Annotated in this window: 21 protein-coding genes; 9 read left to right on the top strand and 12 right to left on the bottom strand. The window is 74.3% G+C overall.

All coding sequences use genetic code 11. The annotated features are described in order from the left end of the window. The first annotated feature begins 28 nt into the window (after positions 1–28). Positions 29–1,570, top strand: coding sequence for an amino acid permease (locus ACSUPT_RS23975; RefSeq protein WP_351964894.1), 1,542 nt, complete (start codon positions 29–31; stop codon positions 1,568–1,570). Between the two features lie 40 nt (positions 1,571–1,610). On the opposite strand, the gene ACSUPT_RS23980 is transcribed toward ACSUPT_RS23975, so the two are convergent. Then, the gene (locus ACSUPT_RS23980; RefSeq protein WP_351964893.1) at positions 1,611–1,988 is read right to left on the bottom strand and encodes an NTP pyrophosphohydrolase; all 378 of its coding nucleotides are present in this window, start codon (positions 1,986–1,988) and stop codon (positions 1,611–1,613) included. Between the two features lie 70 nt (positions 1,989–2,058). Between ACSUPT_RS23980 and recQ the strand changes: the two genes are divergently transcribed. Beyond that, positions 2,059–3,900: a DNA helicase RecQ gene (recQ, locus tag ACSUPT_RS23985; protein ID WP_365727012.1), complete on the top strand. Its 1,842-nt coding sequence runs from the start codon at positions 2,059–2,061 to the stop codon at positions 3,898–3,900. 103 nt (positions 3,901–4,003) lie between these two features. Here recQ and ACSUPT_RS23990 read toward each other — a convergent pair whose 3' ends face one another. Together ACSUPT_RS23990 and ACSUPT_RS23995 are read right to left on the bottom strand one after the other, a co-directional pair. Continuing rightward, on the bottom strand, positions 4,004–6,133 hold the full coding sequence (locus ACSUPT_RS23990; protein WP_403498295.1) for a 3-hydroxyacyl-CoA dehydrogenase NAD-binding domain-containing protein: 2,130 nt from the start codon (positions 6,131–6,133) through the stop codon (positions 4,004–4,006). Continuing rightward, the gene (locus ACSUPT_RS23995) at positions 6,130–7,356 is read right to left on the bottom strand and encodes a thiolase family protein (RefSeq protein WP_351964890.1); all 1,227 of its coding nucleotides are present in this window, start codon (positions 7,354–7,356) and stop codon (positions 6,130–6,132) included. Before ACSUPT_RS23995 ends, ACSUPT_RS23990 begins: the two co-directional genes overlap by 4 nt. Before the next feature lie 215 nt (positions 7,357–7,571). On the opposite strand from ACSUPT_RS23995, the gene ACSUPT_RS24000 reads away from it, so the two are divergent. From ACSUPT_RS24000 to ACSUPT_RS24010, 3 genes are all read left to right on the top strand, one after another. After that, the gene (locus ACSUPT_RS24000) at positions 7,572–8,078 is read left to right on the top strand and encodes a hypothetical protein (protein WP_436945486.1); all 507 of its coding nucleotides are present in this window, start codon (positions 7,572–7,574) and stop codon (positions 8,076–8,078) included. Positions 8,079–8,221: 143 nt separating this feature from the next. Continuing rightward, positions 8,222–8,599 carry a hypothetical protein gene (locus ACSUPT_RS24005; protein ID WP_436945487.1) on the top strand — a complete coding sequence of 126 codons (378 nt, stop codon included), beginning with the start codon at positions 8,222–8,224 and terminating at the stop codon, positions 8,597–8,599. Between the two features lie 165 nt (positions 8,600–8,764). Next, positions 8,765–10,978, top strand: coding sequence for a catalase (locus tag ACSUPT_RS24010; protein WP_436945488.1), 2,214 nt, complete (start codon positions 8,765–8,767; stop codon positions 10,976–10,978). 224 nt (positions 10,979–11,202) lie between these two features. Here ACSUPT_RS24010 and ACSUPT_RS24015 read toward each other — a convergent pair whose 3' ends face one another. From ACSUPT_RS24015 to ACSUPT_RS24025, 3 genes are all read right to left on the bottom strand, one after another. Then, entirely contained in the window at positions 11,203–12,501 is a 1,299-nt protein-coding gene (locus ACSUPT_RS24015; protein WP_436945489.1) for an HRDC domain-containing protein, read from the bottom strand. A gap of 77 nt (positions 12,502–12,578) precedes the next feature. Beyond that, entirely contained in the window at positions 12,579–13,241 is a 663-nt protein-coding gene (locus ACSUPT_RS24020; RefSeq protein WP_023590528.1) for a response regulator transcription factor, read from the bottom strand. 221 nt (positions 13,242–13,462) lie between these two features. Then, positions 13,463–14,137, bottom strand: coding sequence for a DUF3000 domain-containing protein (locus tag ACSUPT_RS24025; RefSeq protein ID WP_361664599.1), 675 nt, complete (start codon positions 14,135–14,137; stop codon positions 13,463–13,465). 104 nt (positions 14,138–14,241) lie between these two features. Here ACSUPT_RS24025 and hemE point away from each other — a divergent pair, with 104 nt between their 5' ends. After that, positions 14,242–15,306: a uroporphyrinogen decarboxylase gene (gene hemE / locus ACSUPT_RS24030; RefSeq protein WP_351964884.1), complete on the top strand. Its 1,065-nt coding sequence runs from the start codon at positions 14,242–14,244 to the stop codon at positions 15,304–15,306. Here hemE and ACSUPT_RS24035 read toward each other — a convergent pair. The 3 genes from ACSUPT_RS24035 to ACSUPT_RS24045 form a co-directional block, all read right to left on the bottom strand. Then, the gene (locus ACSUPT_RS24035; RefSeq protein WP_361664602.1) at positions 15,303–16,010 is read right to left on the bottom strand and encodes a DUF6882 domain-containing protein; all 708 of its coding nucleotides are present in this window, start codon (positions 16,008–16,010) and stop codon (positions 15,303–15,305) included. The genes hemE and ACSUPT_RS24035 overlap by 4 nt on opposite strands. A 64-nt stretch (positions 16,011–16,074) precedes the next feature. Then, positions 16,075–17,475, bottom strand: coding sequence for an FAD-dependent oxidoreductase (locus ACSUPT_RS24040; protein WP_436945490.1), 1,401 nt, complete (start codon positions 17,473–17,475; stop codon positions 16,075–16,077). A 31-nt stretch (positions 17,476–17,506) separates the two neighbouring features. Beyond that, positions 17,507–18,643, bottom strand: coding sequence for a DUF4349 domain-containing protein (locus tag ACSUPT_RS24045; protein WP_436945491.1), 1,137 nt, complete (start codon positions 18,641–18,643; stop codon positions 17,507–17,509). A 128-nt stretch (positions 18,644–18,771) separates the two neighbouring features. Here ACSUPT_RS24045 and hemG point away from each other — a divergent pair, with 128 nt between their 5' ends. After that, positions 18,772–20,202 (top strand): protoporphyrinogen oxidase, encoded by a 1,431-nt coding sequence (gene hemG, locus ACSUPT_RS24050; RefSeq protein WP_436945492.1) that lies wholly within the window; start codon positions 18,772–18,774, stop codon positions 20,200–20,202. A gap of 10 nt (positions 20,203–20,212) precedes the next feature. Next, complete coding sequence (gene hemQ / locus ACSUPT_RS24055) at positions 20,213–20,926, top strand: hydrogen peroxide-dependent heme synthase (protein WP_365730095.1); 714 nt, start codon at positions 20,213–20,215, stop codon at positions 20,924–20,926. 271 nt (positions 20,927–21,197) lie between these two features. Here hemQ and ACSUPT_RS24060 read toward each other — a convergent pair whose 3' ends face one another. The 3 genes from ACSUPT_RS24060 to ACSUPT_RS24070 all read right to left on the bottom strand — a co-directional run bounded on the left by ACSUPT_RS24060 (position 21,198) and on the right by ACSUPT_RS24070 (position 24,260). Beyond that, entirely contained in the window at positions 21,198–22,481 is a 1,284-nt protein-coding gene (locus ACSUPT_RS24060) for a DUF692 domain-containing protein (protein ID WP_436945493.1), read from the bottom strand. Between the two features lie 173 nt (positions 22,482–22,654). Further along, on the bottom strand, positions 22,655–23,416 hold the full coding sequence (locus ACSUPT_RS24065) for a DUF4142 domain-containing protein (RefSeq protein ID WP_351964966.1): 762 nt from the start codon (positions 23,414–23,416) through the stop codon (positions 22,655–22,657). Positions 23,417–23,567: 151 nt separating this feature from the next. Continuing rightward, positions 23,568–24,260: a peptidyl-tRNA hydrolase gene (locus ACSUPT_RS24070; protein ID WP_436945494.1), complete on the bottom strand. Its 693-nt coding sequence runs from the start codon at positions 24,258–24,260 to the stop codon at positions 23,568–23,570. Positions 24,261–24,376: 116 nt separating this feature from the next. Here ACSUPT_RS24070 and ACSUPT_RS24075 point away from each other — a divergent pair, with 116 nt between their 5' ends. Further along, entirely contained in the window at positions 24,377–25,051 is a 675-nt protein-coding gene (locus ACSUPT_RS24075) for an AIM24 family protein (protein ID WP_351964876.1), read from the top strand. The last annotated feature ends 28 nt before the right edge of the window (positions 25,052–25,079 follow it).

Genomic DNA, 25,079 nt, shown 5'->3' on the forward strand with positions numbered 1-25,079 from the left:
TCCGGCCAGGTGTCCGGATCATGACGGGGTGAGTACACAGAGCGACCCGGCGGCGAGCCGGAGCAGCGGCCTGTTCCGCACCAAGACGGTCGAGCAGTCGATCCGGGACACCGAGGAGCCCGAGCACGCACTGCGCAGATCGCTGTCCGCGCTCGACCTGACGGTGTTCGGCGTCGGCGTGATCATCGGCACCGGCATCTTCGTCCTCACCGGCAAGGTCGCCAAGGAGACCGCGGGACCCGCCACGGCCCTCGCCTTCGTGGCCGCCGGCATCGTATGCGCCCTGGCCGCGCTCTGCTACGCCGAATTCGCCTCCACGGTCCCCGTCGCCGGCTCGGCGTACACCTTCGCGTACGCCTCGCTGGGCGAGCTGGCCGCCTGGATCATCGGCTGGGACCTGGTGCTGGAGTTCGCGCTGGGCACCGCCGTCGTCGCCGTCGGCTGGTCCGGGTACGTGCGCTCGCTCCTCGACAACATCGGCTGGCACCTCCCGCAGTCCCTGTCCGGCACGGACGAGGTCCACGGCTTCGGCTTCGACCTCCTGGCGTTCCTCCTGGTGCTGCTGCTCACCGGCGTCCTGGTGCTCGGCATGAAGCTGTCCGCCCGGCTCACGGCGCTGGTCGTCGTCATCAAGGTCACCGTCGTCCTCGTCGTGATCGTCGCGGGCGCCTTCTTCGTCAAGGCCGCCAACTACCAGCCGTTCATCCCCAAGGCCCAGCAGCAGCCCGCCGGCGCCGGCCTCGACGCCCCGCTGGTCCAGGTCCTCTTCGGATACGCGCCGACGAACTTCGGCGTCATGGGCATCTTCACCGCCGCGTCCGTCGTCTTCTTCGCCTTCATCGGCTTCGACGTCGTGGCCACCGCCGCCGAGGAGACCCGCGTCCCGCAGCGCGACATGCCGCGCGGCATCCTCGGCTCGCTGTTCATCTGCACCGCCCTGTACGTGGCCGTGTCCATCGTCGTCACCGGCATGCAGCACTACAGCCGGCTGTCGGTGGACGCGCCGCTCGCCGACGCCTTCAAGGCCACGGGCCACCCCTGGTACGCCGGGTTCATCAGCTTCGGCGCAGCCGTCGGCCTCATCACCGTCTGCATGATCCTGCTGCTCGGCCAGACCCGCGTGTTCTTCGCCATGAGCCGCGACGGCCTCCTGCCGCGGTTCTTCTCCCGCACCCACCCGACGTTCCGCACCCCCTACCGCGCCACCGTGCTCCTCGGTGTGCTGATCGCCGTCATCGCCGGGATGACCAGCATCGACGAGCTGGCCACGCTGGTGAACATCGGCACGCTGTTCGCGTTCGTCATCGTCGCCATCGGCGTCGTCATCCTCCGCCGCACCCGCCCCGACCTGCCGCGCTCCTTCCGCACCCCGCTCGTGCCGTGGCTGCCGATCGCCTCCGTGGCCGCCTCGCTGTGGCTGATGCTGAACCTGCCGGCCGAGACCTGGCTGCGCTTCGGGATCTGGATGGCCATCGGCGTCGTCGTGTACTTCGCGTACGGCCGGCGCCGAAGCCTCCTCGGCCGCGGCATCGACCCCGTACCCGAAGGCACCCGCCCCCCTCCCCGCTGACCCGCCGACCCGCCGCGCGCCGGGCCGTGTACGCCGTCCCCTAACCGGGCCGCACCGTACGCGGCCCGGCGCACTCGGCACCGTGCCCGGCGACCCGGCGGCGCAGCTCCCGGTCGGCCGTCACCACCACACAGCGCCGCCCCGCCGCCGCGCGGGCCAGCTCCACGACCGTGTCGTCGCCCTCGCCCGGCGCGGCCACCACCCGCACCCCGGGGACCGGCTCCACACCGCGCGCGGCGCCCTCCACCACCAGCACCACCTCCAGCGGGCCCGGCAGCAGACCGGGCACCCCGTCCGCCGCGTACCGCGCGAGGTGGTCCCGCAGCCGCTCGGCCGCGCCCCGGCGGTCACGCCACCAGCCGTCCGGTACGGAACCCACGACGTTCGCCGCGTCCACGATGAGCAGGGGGGAGGTCATGCCGTCCACGTTATCCACAGGCGCCGGACTGATTCCTCCGGGCCGCGCGCCGCGCTCGTACTATTGCCGAATGACTTCCCCGCACGCATCCGACCCGGACCAGGCCCTCGCGGTCCTCGGCCGGGTCTTCGGCTACGACTCGTTCCGCGGACAGCAGCGGGAGATCATCGAGCACGTCATAGGCGGCGGTGACGCGCTCGTCCTCATGCCGACCGGCGGCGGCAAGTCGCTCTGCTACCAGATCCCCGCGCTGGTCCGCCCCGGTGTCGGCGTCGTCGTCTCGCCGCTGATCGCGCTCATGCAGGACCAGGTCGACGCGCTGCGCGCCGCCGGGGTGCGCGCCGGGTTCCTCAATTCGACGCAGGACCTGGACGAGCGGCGGCTGGTGGAGGCCGAGTTCCTCGCCGGCGAGCTGGACCTGCTGTATCTGGCGCCGGAGCGGCTGCGCGTCGAGTCGACGCTCCGGCTGCTGGAGCGCGGCACGATCTCGCTGTTCGCCATCGACGAGGCGCACTGCGTCGCCCAGTGGGGCCACGACTTCCGGCCGGACTACCTCCAGCTGTCCCAGCTCCACGAGCGCTGGCCCGACGTGCCGCGCATCGCCCTGACCGCCACCGCGACCCGCGCCACCCACGCGGAGATCGCCTCCCGGCTGAAGCTCCAGGACGCGGCGCACTTCGTCGCCAGCTTCGACCGGCCCAACATCCAGTACCGCATCGTCCCGAAGAACGAGCCGCGCAAGCAGCTCCTCGCCCTGCTGCGCGGCGAGCACGAGGGCGACGCCGGCATCGTCTACTGCCTGTCCCGCGCGTCCGTCGAGAAGACCGCCGCGTTCCTCGTGGAGCACGGCATCGAGGCCGTCCCGTACCACGCGGGGCTCGACGCCCGCACCCGCGCCGAGAACCAGTCGCGGTTCCTGCGGGAGGACGGCCTGGTCGTCGTCGCGACCATCGCGTTCGGCATGGGCATCGACAAGCCGGACGTCCGGTTCGTCGCGCACCTCGACCTGCCGAAGTCCGTGGAGGGGTACTACCAGGAGACCGGCCGGGCCGGCCGCGACGGCCTGCCGTCCACGGCGTGGCTGGCGTACGGGCTGAACGACGTGGTGCAGCAGCGCCGCATGATCGACACGAGCGAGGGCGACGAGGAGCACCGCCGCCGCCTCGCCGCGCACCTCGACGCGATGCTGGCACTGTGCGAGACCGTCGAGTGCCGCCGCGTGCGGCTGCTGGCCTACTTCGGCCAGGAGAGCGGCCCCTGCGGCAACTGCGACACGTGCCTGACGCCGCCCAGGACGTGGGACGGCACGGTCGCCGCGCAGAAGGTGCTCTCCACGGTCGTCCGGCTGAAGCGGGAGCGCGGACAGTCGTTCGGCGTCGGCCAGATCGTGGACATCCTGCTGGGCCGCAAGACCGACAAGGTCATCCGCTTCGACCACGACGGCTTGAGCGTCTTCGGGATCGGCACGGAGCTGACGGAGGCCCAGTGGCGCGGTGTCGTACGGCAGCTGCTCGCGCAGGGGCTCCTCGCCGTGCAGGGTGAGTACAACACGCTCGCCCTCACCGAAGACTCCGCCGAGGTGCTGTCCGGCCGCCGGCAGGTGCCGATGCGCAGCGAGCCGGAGAAGCCGGCCCGCGCGTCCGCGAAGTCCGGCGGCGGCAAGAAGAAGGCCGCGCCCGTGGACCTGCCGGAGGAGGCGCTGCCCGTCTTCGAGCGGCTGCGCGCCTGGCGCGCGGCCACGGCCAGGGAGCAGGGCGTCCCGGCGTACGTCGTCTTCCACGACGCGACGCTGCGGGAGATCGCCGTCGCCCCGCCCGCGAGCCTCGCCGAGCTGGGCGCGGTCAGCGGCGTCGGCGAGAACAAGCTCGCCAAGTACGGCCAGTCGCTCCTGGACGCCCTGGCCGAGGACTGAGCGGCGGCCCCCGGCGCGCGACGGACGCGACGGGGGCGGAGAACGGCGGACGGGCCGCACGGGAGGCGATCCCGTACGGCCCGTCAGGCTCGGCGACGGCCGCTTACGCGGGGACGCTCGCGACGCCCTGCGGCAGGAACCGCTTGCCGTTCACCCGCTCGGAGACGCCCTCGCGGTCCAGGTACGGCGTGATGCCGCCCAGGTGGAAGGGCCAGCCGGCGCCGGTGATCAGGCACAGGTCGATGTCCTGCGCCTCGGCGACGACACCCTCCTCCAGCATGAGGCCGATCTCCTGCGCCACGGCGTCCAGGACGCGGTCGCGGACCTGCTCCTCGGTGAGGACGGAGTCGCCCTGCTGGAGCAGCGCGGCGACCTCCGGGTCGAGCTCCGGCTTGCCCGAGTCGTAGACGTAGAAGCCGCGCTTGCCGGCCTCCACCACCCGCTTGAGGTTCGGGGACACCGTGAAGCGGTCCGGGAAGGCCCGGTTCAGGGTCTCCGACACGTGCAGGCCGATGGCCGGGCCGACCAGCTCCAGCAGCACCAGCGGCGACATCGGCAGGCCGAGCGGCTCGACCGCCTTCTCCGCCGTCGCGACGGGGGTGCCCTCGTCGATGACGTTCTGGATCTCGCCCATGAAGCGGGTCAGGATGCGGTTGACGACGAACGCCGGGGCGTCCTTCACCAGCACCGCGGTCTTCTTCAGCTTCTTGGCGACGGCGAACGCCGTGGCCAGGGAGGCGTCGTCGGTCTTCTCGCCGCGGACGATCTCCAGCAGCGGGAGGATCGCGACCGGGTTGAAGAAGTGGAAGCCGACCACGCGCTCCGGGTTGCGGAGCTTGGACGCCATCTCGGAGACCGACAGCGACGAGGTGTTCGTGGCGAGGATCGCGTGCGCCGGGGCGACCGCCTCGACCTCCGCGAACACCTTCTGCTTGACGGACATCTCCTCGAACACGGCCTCGATGATGAAGTCCGCGTCGGCGAAGCCCTCGGCCTTGTCCAGGACACCGGTCACCAGCGCCTTGAGGCGGTTGGCCTTGTCCTGGTTGACGCGGCCCTTGCCGAGCAGCTTGTCGATCTCGGCGTGGACGTAGCCCACGCCCTTGTCGACGCGCTCCTGGTCGATGTCGGTGAGGACGACCGGGACCTCCAGGCGGCGCAGGAACAGCAGCGCCAGCTGCGAGGCCATCAGACCGGCGCCGACGACACCGACCTTGGTGACCGGGCGGGCCAGGCTCTTGTCCGGGGCGCCGACCGGGCGCTTGGCGCGCTTCTGCACCAGGTTGAAGGCGTAGATGCCGGAGCGCAGCTCGCCACCCATGATCAGGTCGGCGAGGGCGGCGTCCTCGGCGTCGAAGCCCTTCTGCAGGTCGCCGTCCTTGGCCGCCTCGATGATGTCGAGCGCGCGGTACGCGGCCGGGGCGGCGCCGTGCACCTTGCCGTCCGCGATGAACCGGCCGCGGGCCACGGCGGCGTCCCACGCCTCACCGCGGTCCACCTCGGGACGCTCCACGGTGACATCGCCCTTGAGGACCTTCGCGGTCCACAGCAGCGACTGCTCCAGGAAGTCCGCGCCCTCGAACAGCGCGTCGGCGATGCCCAGCTCGAAGACCTGCTTGCCCTTGAGCTGCTTGTTCTGGTTGAGCGAGTTCTCGATGATCACCGAGACCGCGCGGTCCGCGCCGATCAGGTTCGGCAGGATCGTGCAGCCGCCCCAGCCCGGCACCAGGCCCAGGAACACCTCGGGGAGCGAGAAGGCCGGCAGGGCCTTCGACACGGTGCGGTACGTGCAGTGCAGACCGGCCTCGACACCGCCGCCCATCGCCGCGCCGTTGTAGTACGCGAAGGTGGGGACGGCCAGCGCGGACAGCCGCTTGAAGACGTCGTGGCCGCCCTTGCCGATGGCGAGCGCGTCCTCGTGCCGCTTCAGCAGCTCGACGCCCTTGAGGTCGGCGCCGACCGCGAAGATGAACGGCTTGCCGGTGAGGCCGACACCGACGATCTCGCCGTCGGCGGCCTCCTTCTCGACCTGGTCGAGCGCCGCGTTCAGGTTGGCCAGCGACTGCGGGCCGAACGTGGTCGGCTTGGTGTGGTCGAAGCCGTTGTCCAGCGTGATCAGCGCGAACCGGCCCGCGCCCAGCGGCAGGTCGAAGTGGCGCACGTGCGCCGCGGTGACGACCTCGTCGGGGAACAGCTCGGCCGCACCCTTCAAAAGCTCGGCGGTGGTGGTCACTTGCTGCCTCCGGCGTCCTTGTGGTTCGGGTTCTCCCAGATGACCGTGGCGCCCATGCCGAAGCCGACGCACATGGTCGTGATGCCGTAGCGGACCTCCGGCTGCTCCTCGAACTGGCGGGCCAGCTGGGTCATCAGACGGACACCGGAGGAGGCCAGCGGGTGGCCGAAGGCGATCGCGCCGCCGTACTGGTTGACGCGCGGGTCGTCGTCGGCGATGCCGTAGTGGTCGAGGAACGCGAGGACCTGGACGGCGAACGCCTCGTTGATCTCGAACAGGCCGATGTCCTCGATGGACAGGCCCGCCTTGGCGAGGGCCTTCTCGGTCGCCGGGATCGGGCCGTAGCCCATGACCTCCGGCTCGACGCCGGCGAAGGCGTACGAGACGAGGCGCATCTTGACCGGGAGGCCGTTCTCGCGCGCGAACTCCTCGGACGCGATGATCGACGCGGTGGCGCCGTCGTTGAGACCGGCGGCGTTGCCGGCGGTGACCCGGCCGTGGACGCGGAACGGCGTCTTCAGGTTGGCCAGGCTCTCCAGCGTGGTGCCCGGGCGCATCGGCTCGTCGGCGGTGACCAGGCCCCAGCCCGTCTCGCCGGCCTCGGCGTTCGTGCGGCGCACGGAGATCGGCACCAGGTCCTGCTGGATCTTGCCGTCGGCGTACGCCTTGGCGGCCTTCTCCTGGGAGCGCACGGCGTACTCGTCGGCGCGCAGCTTGGTGATGTGCGGGTAGCGGTCGTGCAGGTTCTCCGCGGTCATGCCCATGAAGAGGGCGGACTCGTCGACCAGCTTCTCCGACACGAAGCGCGGGTTCGGGTCCGCGCCCTCGCCCATGGGGTGGCGGCCCATGTGCTCGACACCGCCCGCGATGACGGCGTCGTACGCGCCGAAGGCGATGGAGCCCGCGGCCGTCGTCACGGCGGTCAGCGCGCCCGCGCACATCCGGTCGATGGCGTAGCCGGGCACCGACTGCGGCAGGCCGGCGAGGATGCCCGCCATGCGGCCGATGGTCAGGCCCTGGTCGCCGATCTGGGTGGTCGCCGCGACGGCGACCTCGTCGATCTTCTGCGGGTCGAGGCCGGGGTTGCGGCGCAGCAGCTCCCGGATGGCCTTCACGACGAGATCGTCGGCGCGGGTCTCGTGGTAGATGCCCTTCGGGCCCGCCTTGCCGAACGGGGTGCGGACGCCGTCGACGAAGACGACGTCCCTGACGGTACGAGGCACGATGGCTCTCCTCCAGGGTGCGGGATGGCACTGCTGCGGCGCACGCGGCTAAGCGCGCGCTTGCTCACCCCCATGCTACTTACGGGTAACCAGACTGCACAGTCCCCCCGCCCGGAGCGTCGAAGGTCACACCGCCCACCCTCGCCCGTCCGCCCTCCCGGAACGTGGCGGCTCACCCCTCGGCCCGTGCGGGCGGCCCTGGCAGGATGAGCCGGGTGTTCGATTTCGGGATCGAGGGCTACCGGCCCGACTGGCTGCGCCGCCCGCGCGACATCGCCCGCCGGCACGGCGACCGGCTGCGCGCCCTCACCGGCCGGACGCTCACCGCGGTCCGCCTGGCCTGGGACCTCGGGGACGACACCTGGTTCGCCGACTGCCCGGTCGTGTTCGACTTCGACGGCGAACAGGTCGAGATCAACCACGGGAAGACCGGCGAGCTGTCCCTCACCTGGAACACCGTCGACCCCGCTCGCCCGCTCGGGTGGCCGGGTTTCGACCTGGAGTGGCGCGCCGAGCCCCTGCCGGAGCTCCGGGCCCTGCGCGGACTGCCCCTGCGACGGGCGGAACCGCTCGAGTGGACCGGGCGCGACGCCGCGCGGGGGAGCGTCGAGGTTGGCTTCGTCTTCGGGACGGGCCGGGTGACCGTGTTCAACGCCCTGGACGAGAACGGGCTGCGCTTCGACGCCCCGGAACCGCGCGTCCAGCGCGTCCTGCCGTACTGAAGGGGCGCGGACGGCCCTCGTCCCGGCGCGGGGCCTGCGGCGCGTACCGGCCTCGCCCGGCGCGTACCGCCGTACCGGGAGCCCCGGGCGCAGTCGGCCGGAAACCGCCCGGGCGGGGCGGCGGAGCGGGCAGGATGCCGCCCATGACCGACACCCCTCCCCTGACCGACGCCGTCCCGCCGCAGACCCGGGGCGGCTCTCGGCGGCGCGGCTCGGCCCCGTTCTTCTTCGTGGTGCTGGAGAGCGCCGTCACGGTGCCGCTGGCGCTCGGCTGGCTGCTGCTCTCGCTCGCGATGCGCCTGGAGGCGGCCACCGCCGTACCGGGCGCACCCGTGCCGGACGGGCACGAGGGGCTGGCCTGGTCGGCCGGCGGTGTCCTGGTCTCGGTGGCCCTCACCTGGCTCCTCCGGCTCGCCCCCGGCCATGTGACGCGGCACGCCGTGGACGGGGTGGTCGCGCTGCGTCTGCTCGCCGTGCTGATCGTCACCGCGGTGCTGCTCGTGGACCTGCTCGCGGACTGACCCGCCCCGGCCCGCCGGAAAGGGCGGTTGGAAAGCGGGCGGGCGGGCACCCGGCCGGACGCCGCGACCGCGTGTGCCGTTGGGCGGACGTCCGCGTGCCGGGCGTTAGCCCCGGCACCACGGCGGTCAAGGCTCAGGCGAACCAGTCCCGTCGCAGGAGGCCGCATGACGAACCCCCCGATCCCCGGCGCCCCCGCCCCCGAGCCCCCGTCCGTGGACGAACCCACCGAGGTGCGCGAACCGCTCCCGCCCAAACCCGACCAGACCGGCCCCGAAACGGTCGGCCCCACCGGCCAGCCCACCGGCGCCGACCGCGCGCGCGTCGCCCAGTCCGGCGCGTATCTGACCACCGCGCAGGGCGCCCGCCTCCACGACACCGACCACTCCCTCAAGGCGGGCGCGCGCGGCCCGGTGCTGCTCCAGGACCACCATCTGCGCGAGAAGATCACCCACTTCGACCACGAGCGCATCCCGGAGCGTGTCGTCCACGCCCGCGGCGCCGCGGCCCACGGGGTCTTCCGCGGCTACGGCACGGCGTCGAACGTGTGCCGCGCGGCGTTCCTCGCCAAGGACGCCGAGACCCCGGTCTTCGTCCGCTTCTCCACCGTCCTCGGCTCGCGCGGCTCCGCCGACACGGTCCGCGACACCCGCGGCTTCGCCACGAAGTTCTACACCAGCGAGGGCACGTTCGACCTGGTCGGCAACAACATCCCGGTCTTCTTCATCCAGGACGCCATCAAGTTCCCCGACGTCATCCACGCGGGCAAGCCCCACCCGGACCGGGAGATCCCGCAGGCGCAGAGCGCCCACGACACCTTCTGGGACTTCGTCACCCTGCACACCGAGGCCACGCACCACACGCTGTGGAACATGTCCGACCGGGGCATCCCCCGCTCGTACCGGATGATGGAGGGCTTCGGCGTCCACACCTTCCGCCTGGTCGACGCCGACGGCGGCACGACCCTGGCGAAGTTCCACTGGAAGCCGAAGCTCGGCGTCCACTCCCTCGTGTGGGAGGAGGCGCAGATCATCAACGGCGTCGACCCCGACTTCCACCGCCGCGACCTCGCCGACGCCATCGAGGCGGGCGCCTTCCCCCAGTGGGAGCTGGGCATCCAGACCTTCCCGGACACCCCCGAGCAGACCTTCGAGGGCATCGACCTGCTCGACCCGACGAACATCGTCCCCGAGGAGCTGGCGCCCGTGCAGCCGATCGGGCTGCTCACCCTCAACGCCAACCCGTCGAACTTCTTCGCCGAGACCGAGCAGGTCGCCTTCCACCCCGGCCACCTCGTCCCCGGCATCGACATCACCGACGACCCGCTGCTGAGCGGCCGCCTCTTCTCGTACCTCGACACGCAGATCAGCCGCCTCGGCGGGCCGAACTTCGCGCAGCTCCCCATCAACCGCCCGCACGCCCCCGTCAACGACATGTTCCGCGACGGCATGCACCAGACGGCCGTCCACCGGGGCGTCGCGCCGTACCGCCCCAACTCCCTCGACGGCGGCTGCCCGTTCCTCGCGGGCGCGGACACCGGCGCGTACATCGAGAGCCCCGTACGGGTGCCGGAGGCGAAGAAGGAGCGGGAGGCGCCGGAGACCTTCGCCGACCACTTCAGCCAGCCGCGCCGCTTCTGGCTCAGCATGTCGCCGCCCGAGCGCGAGCACATCATCGGCGCCTACACCTTCGAGCTCGGCAAGTGCTACGAGCAGGCGATCAAGGAGCGCGCGCTGAAGGTCCTGGCCAACATCGACCCGGTGCTGTGCGCCCGCGTCGCGGAGGGCCTGGGGCTGCCCGCGCCCGAGCCGACCGTGCCGCTCGCAGACGTGGCGCCGAGTCCGGCCCTGTCGCAGGTCGGGCGGACCTGGCCGGTGGAGGGCCGGATCGTCGGCATCGTGGCCGCGCCCGACGGCGACCTGGAGGGCGTACGGGCGGCCCGCAGCGCCGCGCTGGAAGCCGGTCTGGTGCCGCTGGTGATCGGCCCGACGGGCGGGATGCTCGACGCGGACGGCGGCGATCCGGTCGCCGTGCAGCGCACGTTCGTCACGGCGCGGTCCACGGAGTTCGACGCGCTGCTGCTGGCCGGCGTCCCGGCGCGCGGCTCCGACGCCAACGGGGTGCGCGACGCCAAGGCCGGCGACGCGGCCACGGCGGCGCGCGGCGTGGACCCGCGGGTGCTGCTGATGGCCTCCGAGGCGTTCCGGCACGCGAAGGCGATCGCGGTCTGGGCGGGCGCGGAGGCCGCGCTGGAGGCGGCCGGGGTGCCGCTGGACGCGCCGGGTGTCGTCGTCGCGGACTCCGGCGCCCGCGCGCTCGCCGAGGTGCTCACGCTGCTGCCCGCGCACCGCGTCTGGGAGCGCTTCCCGGCGACCGTCTGACCGGACGACCGGCGTACGGACGCGCCGCCGCCCCCTTCCCGGTGCGGCCCGGGAAGGGGGCGGCGGCGTGACACTCCTGTCCCCGGGACGGCCCGCACCGGCGCGGCCCCGCCGAGGCCCACCCCGGCGCGGACCTCAGACGTCCCGCACCGCGCGGGGCGGGTGCCGGGAGCCCTTCGCCACGCGGGAGCGGACCTCAGGCGTCGGCCCGCCCGGCGAGAGCCTCAGGGCCTGGCCGTGCGCAGGGCGGTCACCAGGGCGGGCGTGACCTGCTCGATCTGCCACGGGCGGGCGCCGTGGCCCGCCAGCGCCTCGGCCACGGACTCCTCGGTCGGATCCTGCGGCGGCTCCCAGCAGACCCGGCGGACCGTGTCCGGGGCGATCAGGTTCTCCTGGGGCAGGTTCAGCGACTCGGCCAGCGCCGAGATCGCCGTACGCGCCGCCGACAGCCGCGCCGCGGCGGCCGGGTCCTTGTCCGCCCAGGCGCGCGGCGGGGGCGGGCCCGCCACGGGCTGGCCGGGCTGCGGCAGCTGCGTGTCCGGCAGGGCCTTGGCGCGGTCCACGGCGGCCTGCCACTGCTCCAGCTGACGGCGCCCCATCCGGGTCCCGAAGCCGGGCAGGGCGGTCAGGGCCTGCACGTTCGCCGGCAGGGCGAGCGCCGCCTCGACGATCGCGGCGTCGCTGAGGACCTTGCCGGGCGACACGTCGCGGCGCTGCGCGATCCGGTCACGGGCGGTCCACAGCTCCCGTACGACGGCCATCTGGCGGCGACGGCGCACCTTGTGCATGCCGGACGTGCGGCGCCAGGGGTCCTTGCGGGGCGGCGGGGGAGGGGCGGCGGCGATGGCGGCGAACTCCTGGCGGGCCCACTCCAGCTTGCCCTGCCGGTCCAGCTCCTTCTCCAGCGCGTCGCGCAGGTCCACCAGGAGCTCCACGTCGAGCGCGGCGTAGCGCAGCCAGGGCTCGGGCAGCGGGCGGGTGGACCAGTCCACCGCGGAGTGGCCCTTCTCCAGGACGTACCCGAGGACGGACTCGACCATCGCGCCGAGGCCGACGCGGGGGAACCCGGCGAGCCGGCCGGCCAGCTCCGTGTCGAACAGCTCGGACGGCACCATGCCTATGTCGCGCAGGCACGGCAGGTCCTGGGTCGCGGCGTGGAGGATCCACTCCGTGCCGTCGAGGGCCTCGCCGAGCGCGGACAGGTCGGGGCATCCGACGGGGTCGATCAGCGCCGTACCGGCGCCCTCGCGGCGCAGCTGCACCAGATAGGCCCGCTGGCCGTAGCGGTAGCCGGACGCCCGTTCGGCGTCGACGGCGACCGGTCCGGTACCGGCGGCGAAGGCCTCGACGACGCGGGCCAGGGCCTCGGCGTCGGCCACGACGGGCGGGACCCCCTCGCGGGGCTCCAGCAAGGGGATCGGTTCCGAGGCGGCCGCCCCGTCGGCTGCGACGCCGTCGTCCGGAGGGCCGCCCCCGGTGGTTCGCAGTGGTGTCTCTGCTGCGGTGTCTTGGGCGTCGGTCACCTGTCAAGGGTATCGGTGAACGGGAGGCGCCCGCCGACGGAACGTTCCGTCGACGGGCGGGGAGGGATCGGGGACGGTCAGTGGATGATGCCGGTGCGCAGCGCGACCGCGACCATGCCGGCCCGGTCGCCGGTGCCCAGCTTGCGGGCGATGCGGGCGAGGTGCGACTTGACGGTCAGGGCGGACAGCCCCATGGAGACGCCGATGGCCTTGTTCGACTGGCCCTCCGCCACCAGCCGCAGGACCTCGACCTCCCGGCCGGACAGCTCGCGGTAGCCGCCCGGGTGGCTCGGGGCACCCGGGGGGCGGCGGTGGAGGCGGGCGGCGGCGGAGCCGATGGGGGCGGCGCCGGGACGGGTGGGGTGCCCGATGTTCGTACGGGTGCCGGTGACGACATAGCCCTTGACGCCGCCGGCGAGCGCGTTGCGCACGGCGCCGATGTCGTCGGCGGCGGACAGGGCCAGGCCGTTGGGCCAGCCGGCGGCGCGGGTCTCCGACAGGAGGGTGAGGCCGGAGCCGTCGGGCAGGTGGACGTCGGCGACGCAGATGTCGCGCGGGTTGCCGATACGGGGGCGGGCCTCCGCGATGGACGACGCCTCGATGACGTCACGCACTCCGAGCGCCCACAGATGGCGGGTCACGGTGGAGCGGACGCGCGGGTCGGCCACGACGACCATGGCCGTCGGCTTGTTCGGGCGGTAGGCGACCAGGCTTGCGGGCTGCTCGAGGAGAACGGACACCAGGCCTCCTGGGAAGGTGCGGGACACTGCCGGCTCGGGGAAGTCGCCGGGGTGAACCGTGCAGATAGGGTCACAGACCTCTTCGGCAGCAATGCCGTCCTCCTTTAGGGGGAGATCACGGATTACTAGGTAACAATTGGTGCAATTCGGACGCGCGAGCGAGCGTGAACGAGCGTGCTACCGAACAGCCCCCAGGGCGACGACGGCCGGGCCGCGAGGGGCTACGCCCGGTGCGGGCCCCGGCGCTGGGGGAGGGAGACGACGCCCGCCCCGCCGCCCTCCAGGGGGCCGGGGCCCGACGGGGGCAGGCCCGCCACCTGGCACAGCAGGTCGCCCCACGCCGCCAGGTGCGCCGCCGTGTCCGGCACCCCGCCTCGGTCGGCCTCGGGCGTCCATGACGCGCGGATCTCGATCTGGGTCGCGGGCCTGCGCTCCGCCAGCCCGCCGAAGTAGTACGACCCCGCCCGGGTGACGGTCCCGCTCGGCTCCCCGTATGACAGGCCCCGCGCCTCCAGCGCGCCCGTCAGCCACGACCAGCACACCTCGGGAAGCAGCGGGTCCGCCGCCATCTCGGGTTCCAGCTCCGCGCGCACCAGCGTGACCAGGCGGAACGTCCCCTGCCACGCCTCGTGCCCGGCCGGGTCGTGCAGCAGTACGAGCCGCCCGTCCGCGAGGTCCTCGCCGTTCTCCACGGCCGCGGCCTCCACCGCGTACGCCCACGGGGCGAGCCGCCGGGGCGGCCGGGTCGGCTCCAGTTCGAGCTCCGGGCGGACGCGCGCCGCCCGCAGCGCGTCGACCGCGACCCGGAAGACGGGAGGTACGGGGCCGTCCTCCCCGCCGCCCGTGCCCTCGGCGCCGTCGGAGTGACCGGAGAACTGTTCCTGAGCCGCAGCCATGCGGGGAAGAGTAGGCGGAACGGGGGCCCGGCGCAGGGCAAGACACCCGGTCCGTGCCGCCCGCCCCGCGTGGCCGCGCACCCGCACATGCGAAGATGCGATGCGTGAGTGCCAACAGCCGCCCCTCGGGCCCCCCGACGCAGACGTACGACTCCGCCTTCCTCAAGGCATGCCGGCGCGAGCCCGTGCCGCACACGCCGGTGTGGTTCATGCGCCAGGCGGGGCGCTCACTCCCCGAGTACCTGAAGGTCCGCGAGGGCGTCCCCATGCTGGAGTCCTGCATGCGGCCCGAGCTGGTCACCGAGATCACGCTGCAGCCCGTGCGGCGCCACAAGGTCGACGCGGCGATCTACTTCAGCGACATCGTCGTGCCGCTCAAGGCCATCGGCGTCGACCTGGACATCAAGCCCGGCGTCGGCCCCGTCGTCGCCGAGCCGATCCGCCGCCGCGAGGACCTGGCGCGGCTGCGCGACCTGACCCCGGACGACGTCGCGTACGTCACCGAGGCCATCGGCATGCTCACCGGCGAGCTCGGCTCCACGCCGCTCATCGGCTTCGCGGGTGCGCCGTTCACCCTCGCCAGCTACCTCGTGGAGGGCGGCCCGTCGCGCAACCACGAGAACACCAAGGCGCTCATGTACGGCGACCCGGAGCTGTGGGCCGACCTGCTGGACCGGCTGGCGGACATCACCGCGGCGTTCCTGAAGGTCCAGATCGAGGCCGGCGCCTCCGCGGTGCAGCTGTTCGACTCCTGGGTCGGCGCGCTGGCCCCGGACGACTACCGCCGCTCCGTGATGCCCGCGTCCGCGAAGGTCTTCGACGCCGTCGCCGGGTACGGCGTGCCGCGCATCCACTTCGGCGTCGGTACGGGCGAGCTGCTCGGCCTCATGGGCGAGGCGGGCGCCGACGTGGTGGGCGTCGACTGGCGCGTCCCGCTGGACGAGGCGGCCCGCCGCGTCGGCCCCGGCAAGGCGCTCCAGGGCAACCTGGACCCGGCCGTGCTGTTCGCCCCGCGCGAGGCCGTCGAGGAGCAGACCCGCCGCGTGCTGGACGCCGCGTCCGGCCTGGAGGGCCACGTCTTCAACCTCGGCCACGGCGTCCTGCCCACCACGGACCCGGACGCCCTGACCCGCCTCGTCGACTACGTCCACACCCGCACGACCCGCTAGGCGCCCCGCGCGCCGACGGCGCTCACGTTCACCTGGGCGATGCGGCCGGCCGCGTCGAACGTCACGTTCACCGACGAGCCGTTCGGCAGGCCGGCGGCCAGGGCGCCGGGCTCCGCCGGATGCGCGGGCAGGCCGTGCCGGGCGAAGTAGCCGGCCACCACCGCCCGGGGCGCCGCGTCCGGGAGGGCGCTCACGGCCGTCAGCAGGACCCGCGGCAGCGTCACCGGGTCCGGCGCCTGCACCGGCACCCGCGGGTCGTCCGGCACCAGGTACGCGCGGGTCGCCGGGCCCGCCTGCACGCCGATGTACCCGGCCGCGCCCAGCAGGCCCATGGCGCCGAACGCGAGGCGCTCCACCGCCATCGCCGGGTCGTCGAAGCCCGACAGGTCGACCGCCTCGCGCGCCAGCTCGGGCACCCCGCGCTCCTCGCCGAACCGGCGCAGCGCCTCGGCCGCCGCCACCACCGGCGCACCCGCGAAGCCGGGATTGGCCCAGCCCCACAGCCAGGAGCCGTCCGACTGGTCGAACGTGCCGAGCAGGCCCACGCGCAGTTCGATCCCGCCCTGCCGGTACACGCACGCGTCCAGGTCCGCCGTCCACGGCGCGGACGGCAGGAAGCCGGTGAACGCCTCCAGCTGCTCCATGCCCCAGGCGGCGTGCGGCTCCGTGGCGCGGACGAATCCCTCACTGAAAGAAGTGATCATGCGCCGACCCTAGAGGGCGGCCCGCACCCGCGTCGAACGGCCGTACGGGCCCGGGGCCGCGCGCTCAGCCCGCCTCGCGCACCGCTGCCGCCGCCTTGCGCGCCGCGACCTGCACCGGGTCCCACACCGGCGAGAACGGCGGCGCGTACCCCAGGTCGAGCGCGGCGACCTGATCCACCGTCATGCCAGCCGTCAGCGCGACCGCCGCGATGTCCACGCGCTTGCCCGCGCCCTCGCGGCCCACGATCTGCGTGCCCAGCAGCCGGCCCGTGCGCCGCTCGGCGATCATCTTGACCGTCATCGGCGCAGCCCCCGGGTAGTACCCGGCCCGGCTCGTCGACTCGGTCACCGCCGTCACGTACCGCAGCCCCACCTCGCGGGCGTCCCGCTCCCGCAGGCCCGTGCGGGCGATCTCCAGCGAGCAGACCTTGCTCACCGCCGTCCCCACGACGCCGGGGAACGTCCCGTAGCCGCCCGCCACGTTCGCGCCGATCACCTGGCCGTGCTTGTTGGCGTGCGTGCCGAGCGGGATGTGCCGCTCCCGGCCGGACACCAGGTCCAGCACCTCCACGCAGTCGCCGCCCGCCCACACCTCCTCGCGGCCGCGCACCCGCATCGCCAGGTCGGTGAGCAGCCCGCCGAACGCGCCGAGCGGCAGACCCGCCGCCCGCGCCAGGGCCGTCTCCGGCTCCACGCCGATCCCGAGGACCACCACGTCGGCCGGGTACTCCTCGCCGCCCGCGGCCACCGCCCGTACGCGCCCGTCGGCGCCGGTCAGGATCTCCGCCACCTCCGCGCCGCCGACCGTGGTGATGCCCAGGCCGTCCATCGCCGCGTGGACCAGCCGCCCCATGTCCGGGTCGAGCGTCGACATCGGCTGCTCGCCCCGGTTGAGGACGGTCACCTCGTAGCCCCGGTTCAGCAGCGCCTCGGCCATCTCCACGCCGATGTAGCCGGCGCCCACGACGACGGCCCGCCGCCCCTCGGTGGCGTCCAGCGTGTCGAGGAGCGCCTGCCCGTCCTCCAGCGTCTGCACGCCGTGCACGCCCGGCGCGTCGATGCCCGGCAGCGGCGGGCGCACCGGACGGGCGCCGGTCGCCAGGACCAGCCGGTCGTACCCGGTCCACGACTCGGTGCCCGACTCCAGGTCGCGCACGCGCACCCGGCCGCCGTCCAGGTCGAGTTCGGTGACCTCCGAGCGGAGCCGCACGTCGATGTCCCGCGCCCGGTGCTGCTCGGGCGTCCGCGCGATGAGCCGCTCCCGGTCGGTGACGTCGCCGCCGACCCAGTACGGGATGCCGCAGGCCGAGTACGACGTGAAGCGGCCCCGCTCGAACGCCACGATCTCCAGCTCGTCCGGCCCCTTCAGCCGGCGGGCCTGCGACGCGGCGGACATGCCCGCCGCGTCGCCGCCGACCACCACCAGCCGCTGCCGGCCCGTACTCCCGCGTGTGCCTCGATCCATGGGCACCACGCTACGGGCCGTGCCGCGACGGTCAGTCCCGGCCCTCCTCCGGGGCCGGCGGGGCGTCGGACGCCCCGCCCCGCCCGGCATCCGACGGCGCCTGCCCGGCCGGGCCCCGCGCCGACCCGCCCCGCGCCGACGGGTCGTGTGCCGGCCGGCCCTGCGCCGCGCGGTCCTGCGGGGGCAGCTGCGCGCCGCCCGCCGGCGCGCCCGTGCGGGGAGCGGCCGCCATCGGGGGCCACGGGTTCGGCGGCCCCTGGCGCACCGGCCGCCCCGGCCGGCTCGCGCGGCGGCGCGCCCGCCACGGAGCCAGCACCCGCCGCCACACGAGGAACACGACGCCCAGCAGGCCCAGCCACGGCGCCAGCGCCGCCAGAACCAGCAGGAACCACGTCAGCGACGTCAGCAGCGCCTCCCAGCCGCCGCGCAGCGCGTCCATCACACCCGGCTCGTCGTCGTCCCGCGCCGGAGCGGTCTCCGGCTCGCTCAGCTCCAGCGTGATCGTCGCCAGCGCAGTGCGGTCCTTCAGCGACGCCTGCTGCGCGAGCAGCGCCTCCAGATCCGCCTGACGGGCGCTCAGCTCCCGCTCCAGCTCCACGATGTCGCTCAGCCGCTCGGCCCGGTCCATCAGCTCGCGCACCCGCGCGACGCTCGCCCGCTGCGTGGCGATGCGGCTCTCCACGTCGACGACCTGATCGGTGACGTCCTTGGCCTCGGCGCGCCGCGACAGCAGCTTCCCGGTGCCCGCCAGCTCCTTGACGACGTCCTCGTACGCGGCCTGCGGGACGCGCAGCGAGATGCGCGAGGCCAGACCGCCCGTGCGGTGCCGCCGCGTGGACTCGTCGGCGACGTGCCCGCCCGCCTTCGCGGCGGCGTCCCGGGCGCGGGCCAGCGCCTCGTCGGCGTCCTCCACCTCCACGGACAGCGTCGTGGTCCGGATGACGTGCTGCTGTACGGCGCCGGGCCGCGCCGCCTTCGCGCCGCCCGCGCCGCCGGACTGCGCACCGGCGCCGTACCCGGGCCCCTGCGCGTCCCGCGCCGCCTCCTGGGCCGCCGCCCGGTCCGCGGTCGCTCCCGATTCGCCCCCGCCCGAGCACCCGGCCAGCGCCAGCGAGGCGCCGAGCAGTACGGCCGCGAGGGCGCGGCGTGGACGTGTCGACTTCGGCATGGATGGTCCCCCCCGGGGTTCGGTGCCGTTGCGTGGGTTCGACGTACGAGGGTGGCGTGCCGGTTGCGGCCCCCGGTTGCGGATGGGTCACGTTCGGGACTCGTATCGGCGTTTGAGACAGTGGACCCATGAACACGGACAACGTGGACAGCGCCCGCGGACGGGTCGTCGTCATCGGCGGCGGCATCGCCGGACTGGCCGCCGCACACCGCCTGGTCGAGGCCGGCCGCGACGTCGTCCTGCTGGAGGCGTCCGGGCGCGTCGGCGGCAAGCTCCGCGCCGGGGAGATCGCCGGGGCGCCCGTCGACCTGGGCGCCGAGTCGATGCTCGCCCGCCGCCCCGAGGGCGTGGAACTCGCCCGCGCCGTGGGCCTGGGCGAACGCGTGCGGCCGCCCGCCACGGCCACCGCGTCCGTCTGGACCCGCGACGCGCTGCGCCCCATGCCCAAGGGGCATCTCATGGGCGTCCCCGGCGACGCGGGCGCGCTCGCCGGACTGCTGTCCGAGGAGGGCCTGCGGGCCGTCGGACGGGACCGCGAGCTGCCGCCCAACGACCCGGGCGACGACGTGGCCATCGGCGCGTACGTCGCCGGGCGCATGGGCCGCGAGGTCGTCGACCGGCTCGTCGAACCGCTGCTCGGCGGGGTGTACGCGGGCGACGCCTACCGGATCTCGATGAGGGCCGCCGTACCGAAGCTGTACGAGGCCGCGCGCCGCCACCCCACGCTCACGGACGCCGTCCGGGCCGTGCAGGCCGAGGCCGCCCGGGCGGCCGCCGACGGGCCGGTGTTCGCCGGTATCGAGGGCGGCATCGGACTGCTGCCGGACGCCGTCGCGCGGGCCGTCACCGCGGGCGGCGGCGAGATCCGCCGCGACACCCGCGTGCAGGGCCTGACCCGCCGCCCCGGCGGCTGGGAGGTCCGCACCGAACGAGACGTCCTCCACGCCGCCGCGGTGGTCCTCGCCACGCCCGCCTGGTCCGCGTCCGAGTTGCTCGCCGCCGAGTCCCCGGCCGCCGCCGCCGAGCTCGCGACGATCGAGTACGCCTCGATGGTCCTCGTCACCCTCGCCTTCCGCCGCTCCGACGCGGCGGCGCTGCCCGCCGGGTCGGGCTTCCTCGTGCCGCCCGTCGACGGGCGCACGATCAAGGCGTCCACGTTCTCCAGCCGCAAGTGGGGCTGGGTCGACGAGGGCGCGGACGACCTGTTCGTCCTGCGCACCTCCATCGGGCGGTACGGCGAGGAGGAGCACCTCGGCTGGGACGACGCCGACCTCGCCGCGGTGTCGCTGCGTGACCTCCACGACGCCGTCGGACTCACCGCGAAGCCCGTCGCGACGGAGGTGACCCGCTGGATCGGCGGCCTCCCGCAGTACCCCGTGGGCCACGTCGCGCGCGTCGCCCGCATCCGCGACGCGGTGGCCGGGCTGCCCGGACTGCGGGTGTGCGGCGCGGCGTACGACGGGGTGGGCATCCCCGCCGTCATCGCCGACGCGCGACGCGCCGCCGACGAGATCCTCGCCACGCCGACCCTGGCGCGGAGCACTGAGAGTGACGAGTGAGAATAGCGGTATGAGTGCGCCCGAAAAGATCCCGAACGCCGGTAAGAAGGCGAAGGACCTCAACGAGGTCATCCGCTACACCCTGTGGTCCGTCTTCAAGCTGCGCGAGGCTCTGCCCCAGGACCGCGGCGGCTACGCCGAAGAGGTCCAGGAGCTGTTCGACCAGCTCGCCGCCAAGGACGTGACCGTCCGCGGCACCTACGACCTGTCCGGGCTGCGCGCCGACGCCGACATGATGATCTGGTGGCACGCGGAGACCTCGGACCAGCTCCAGGAGGCGTACAACCTCTTCCGCCGCACCCGGCTGGGCCGCGCGCTCGAACCGGTGTGGTCGAACATGGCGCTGCACCGCCCCGCCGAGTTCAACAAGTCGCACATCCCCGCGTTCCTCGCGGACGAGACGCCGCGGAACTACGTGAGCGTCTACCCGTTCGTGCGCTCCTACGACTGGTACCTGCTGCCGGACGAGGACCGCCGCCGCATGCTCGCCGACCACGGCAAGATGGCCCGCGGCTTCCCGGACGTCCGCGCCAACACGGTCGCCTCGTTCTCGCTCGGCGACTACGAGTGGCTCCTCGCGTTCGAGGCGGACGAGCTCCACCGGATCGTGGACCTCATGCGCCATCTGCGCGGCAGCGAGGCCCGTATGCACGTCCGCGAGGAGGTCCCGTTCTTCACGGGCCGCCGCAAGGACGTGGCGGACCTGGTGGCGGGGCTGGCGTAGCTCTCCGCCGCGGGACCGGGGGCCTTCCCCCGGGAGCTGCCGCACGGGTCGCCGCGAGCACGCGGCGGACCCGGCGGCGCGGCCGGCGAAGCGCCCTCCCGGCGGCTTCGTCCGGTCGCCGACCTGAATGACCTGGTGGTGTCCGGTGTGAACGGACACCGCCCCTCGACCCGGAAGATCAGACGGCGGGCGCGATCCGCCCGCCGCTCCAGCGACACCGGGTCCGGCTCCGAGTGCGGCGCGCAGGGTCACCCTGCGCGCCGCACCGGCGTCACGCCGCCAGCACGGCGCGCGCCGCGTGCACCAGCCGGGCCGCACGCCCCGGCGGGCGCGGGCCGGAGCGCTCCGCCCACCACCGGTACAGCCGCCGCCTGGCGCGTACGTCGCCCGGCCGCCCCGCGTCCAGCAGATGCCGGGCGAAGGCCAGGGCGTCCTGCCGGTAGCCGCCCGTCATCGGACGGGTCCGCGCGTACGCCACGAACTCCTCGCGGTAGCCGTCCCCCAGCAGCTCCGGCAGCTCCGGAGCCAGCTTCGCGACGACCCCGGCCCGCTTGCGCGCCAGCGCCACCGCCTGGAGCCGCAGCCGCGCCCCGTCGAAGCCCTCGGGCGCCGGGGTGCCCGCGACCAGCGCCGACAGCAGCGCCGCCTGCCCGAGCCCCAGACGCTCCCGCGCGGCCTCCGCCGCACGCGGCACCTCCGGGCGCCGTACGTCCGCCCGCTCCGGGAGCCTCCCCGTCGCGGGCACCCGGCCCCGGATCGCGGCCAGTTCCGCCGCCAGCTCCTCCTCGGGCGGGAAGTCGTCGTCGCGCTCCAGCAGCACCCCGGGCGGTGCCGCCCGCCCGGCCAGCTCCGACAGCAGGTCCAGGACGGGCGGCGGTACGGGATGGGCGTGGGTGTCGTGCCAGACCCCGTCACGCTCGACCCCGCCCGCCACATGCACATACGCGATCGCCTCGACGGGCAGCTCGGCCAGCGCCTTGAGGGGGTCCTCACCACGGTTGAGCTGGTTCGTGTGGAGGTTGGCCATGTCGATGAGGAGCCGTACCCCGGTGCGCTCCACCAGTTCGGCCAGGAACCGGCCCTCCGTCAACTCCTCGCCCGGCCACGAGAACAGCGCCGCCACGTTCTCCAGCGCCAGCGGCACGGGCAGCGCCTCCTGCGCGATCCGGACGTTCTCGCACAGCACGTCCAGCGCCTCGCGGGTGCGGGGCACCGGCAGCAGGTGCCCCGCCTCCAGGGCGGGCGACGCGGTGCGCCGCCCGCCGGCCCGTACGAACGCGATGTGCTCCGTCACCAGCGGTGCGCCCAGCGCCGTCGCGGTGGCGGCCAGCCGCGCGAGGCGGGCCTCGTCCGGGCGGTCGGCACCGCCCAAACCCAACGACACCCCGTGCGGGACGACGGTCACGCCGCGCTCGCGCAGCCGGGTCAGCGAGGCGGGCATGTGGTCGGCGCACACGTTCTCGGCCACCACCTCCACCCAGTCGACGCCGGGCAGCCGCTCCACCGCGTCCGCGATCTCCGGCCGCCAGCCGATGCCCATGCCGAGAACCGCCATGTGTCCCTCCCCCTCCTTCGTACCGCTGGAGGGGTCATGGCCCCGTCAGACGCCCGCGAACCGCCGTGCGCCGCTTTCAGAGGTTCATTTGAGCTTCGGCCGGCCCGACGGCATCCGCCCCCACGGCTGCGCGGGCCGCGGGATCGCGCGCGGGGTGGTCATGGGCCGCGACCTCACGGGCGGCGGGTCTCGATGGCCGTGGGCGGGCCCGGCCGGGTCGAGGGCAGCGAGGTGAACGACTGGCCGGGCGCGGGCACGACCGGGGACGGGGCGGGCGGCAGGTTCCCGTTGGGCGGCGGGGGGCCCGCGGGACTGGCGGTGGCCTGCCCGGCCGCCTCGTTGGCGATGGCGTCGAAGTCGACGCGGCCGGTCGCCTCCAGCATGGTGATGTGGTCGAGGACGGTCTGGTTGGCGTCGGTCGCCAGCTGCCGGATCAGGCTGTTGCGGGTGGTGTGCCGCACCTGGGCGACCAGCGCGAAGACCTTGCCGTGCGCGTTGCGCAGCAGGTTCGCGAACTTGATCTCGTACTCGACGCCGCTGGCCGCCGACAGCTCGCGCAGCCAGCCCTGCTGCTGCTCGGTCGGCTGGTTCGGCAGCTCCACGCCGAGCTTCGCCGCGACGTCGCGGGCCCGCTGGTCGAGGTCCGTGTGCCCGACCACCAGGTGGTCGCCCGCGTCCCTGATGGCCTGGGTGGGCGCCCGCTCGATGGCCTGCTGGCCGGCCGGGAGCTCCCACAGTCCGGCCAGCCGCACCTTGACCAGGAAGTCCCGGTCGGTCGCCGACAGCGGGCCCCACTGCGTCGCCACGGTCGACGCGTTGAGGTTCGCCTGCCCGGTGCCCGAGCGGTCGGCGTACGACCACACCGGGAACGCGAGCGCCCCGATCGTCGCGACGAGCGCCGCGATGATGAGCGCCGTGCCGTTGATGCGCCGCAGCAATGTGCCTCCCCTGCCCCATGTGTTCCAGCTGTCTGTCGGCGCAGGGGGATACGTACGGCGGCGCCTCGGCGTTCAGGCGGGGGGACCGGCTCGCGCGTCCGCCGGGGCGGTCAGGTGGCCGGACCGGCTCGCGCGTCCGCCGGGGCGGTCAGACGGCGGGGGAGTAGTCGGAGACCACCGTGGCGGAGCCGGGGGCGATCTCGGTGAACCCGGCGTCGCGGACCACGGGGCGGCCGCTCGCGACTAGCTCCGCCCACCGCTCGGGCCCCGCCGTGCGGACCGCGACGGGGAAGCCCGCCTCCCGCCAGGCGGTGCGGGCCGCCCCGTCCAGCGCCCACCACAGCAGCTGCGCCCCGTGGCCCACCTGCGCCATCTCCTTGCCGGCCGACATCCGCAGCTCCGGGTTGAGCCACAGCACGGCGGCGCCCGGCGCGGGCGGCGGGGGAGCGGACGGGTCGGCGAGCTCGGTGCCGGACACCTGGAGCCGGGCGAGGTCCTTGGGCCAGCCGTCGAGCGGGACGGGCGGGAAGACCCGTACCTCCGCCTCCGCGCCCGTGACCGTGATGCCGGGCAGCAGCCCCGCGCGCCGCCACTCGGCGCCCCGCGCCCGCCGGACGACCTTCCGGATGCGGGCGTCCTCCCAGTCGCGCACGGCCCGCGCCCAGGGGCCGTCCCCGGTCGAGCGCTCGTCGGACAGCATCACCAGCACGGCCCGCGCGGCGGTCTCCAGCGCGTCGGTGCGGGCCGGAGGGGCGGTCTTCTCGATCCGTACGACGAGCGGCAGGACGAACTGGGGCGCGGCGTCCCGCTCGTCGGCCTCGATGACGTTCTCGCTGCTCACGCGCCCAGTCTGCCAGCCGGCCGCGAGCGCCCCGGCGCCGGGGAGCGGGGCGCCGCGCGGGAGGGCCGCGCGGCCCGGGGCTGGCGGACGCGGCGGTTCCGGGCGAGCATGCGTGCATGAAGAGCGATCTTTTCGCCTCCGAGAACGTGGCCCGCCAGGCCGAGGCCCCCGGGATGTCCCTCCAGAACTCCAAATGCGTCAAGTACGCCGTGAACGGGGAGATGCACGCCCGGCAGGGCTCCATGATCGCTTTTCGGGGCAACCTCCAGTTCGAACGCAAGGGCCAGGGCATCGGCGGGATGCTCAAGCGGGCCGTCACCGGCGAGGGCCTGCCGCTCATGGCCGTGCGCGGGCAGGGCGAGGCGTGGTTCGCGCACGAGGCGCAGAACTGCTTCGTCGTGGAGCTGGAGCCGGGCGACGCGCTCACCGTCAACGGCCGCAACGTCCTGTGCTTCGACGCGTCCCTCTCGTACGAGATCCGCACCGTGAAGGGCGCCGGCATGGCCGGCGGCGGGCTGTTCAACAGCGTCTTCACCGGCTCCGGCAAGCTCGCGCTGGTCTGCGACGGCTCACCGGTGGTCATCCCCGTCGGCCAGCACCAGCCGGTGTACGTGGACACGGACGCCGTGGTCGGCTGGAGCGCCCACCTCGCCACGTCCCTGCACCGCTCGCAGTCGTTCGGGTCCATGATCCGCGGCGGTTCGGGCGAGGCGGTGCAGCTGATGCTCCAGGGCGACGGCTTCGTGGTGGTCCGCCCGAGCGAGCTGACCGCCCAGCCCGCGCAGAGCTGAGCGGCCCCCCGCGCGGCGTGCGCCCGGT

Origin of the sequence: Streptomyces sp. SudanB25_2051, from assembly GCF_964272635.1 — a bacterium.
Taxonomy (GTDB): Bacteria; Actinomycetota; Actinomycetes; order Streptomycetales; family Streptomycetaceae; genus Streptomyces.

Coding starts and splice junctions, on each gene's coding strand:
- ACSUPT_RS24005 (WP_436945487.1), top strand. CDS start 8,222: ATGACCGACACCCCTCCCCTGACCGACGCCGTCCCGCCGCAGACCCGG.
- ACSUPT_RS24035 (WP_361664602.1), bottom strand. CDS start 16,010: ATGATCACTTCTTTCAGTGAGGGATTCGTCCGCGCCACGGAGCCGCAC.
- ACSUPT_RS24075 (WP_351964876.1), top strand. CDS start 24,377: ATGAAGAGCGATCTTTTCGCCTCCGAGAACGTGGCCCGCCAGGCCGAG.
- ACSUPT_RS24040 (WP_436945490.1), bottom strand. CDS start 17,475: ATGGATCGAGGCACACGCGGGAGTACGGGCCGGCAGCGGCTGGTGGTG.
- ACSUPT_RS24010 (WP_436945488.1), top strand. CDS start 8,765: ATGACGAACCCCCCGATCCCCGGCGCCCCCGCCCCCGAGCCCCCGTCC.
- ACSUPT_RS24025 (WP_361664599.1), bottom strand. CDS start 14,137: ATGGCTGCGGCTCAGGAACAGTTCTCCGGTCACTCCGACGGCGCCGAG.
- ACSUPT_RS23980 (WP_351964893.1), bottom strand. CDS start 1,988: ATGACCTCCCCCCTGCTCATCGTGGACGCGGCGAACGTCGTGGGTTCC.
- ACSUPT_RS24045 (WP_436945491.1), bottom strand. CDS start 18,643: ATGCCGAAGTCGACACGTCCACGCCGCGCCCTCGCGGCCGTACTGCTC.
- hemQ (WP_365730095.1), top strand. CDS start 20,213: ATGAGTGCGCCCGAAAAGATCCCGAACGCCGGTAAGAAGGCGAAGGAC.
- hemG (WP_436945492.1), top strand. CDS start 18,772: ATGAACACGGACAACGTGGACAGCGCCCGCGGACGGGTCGTCGTCATC.
- recQ (WP_365727012.1), top strand. CDS start 2,059: ATGACTTCCCCGCACGCATCCGACCCGGACCAGGCCCTCGCGGTCCTC.
- ACSUPT_RS24060 (WP_436945493.1), bottom strand. CDS start 22,481: ATGGCGGTTCTCGGCATGGGCATCGGCTGGCGGCCGGAGATCGCGGAC.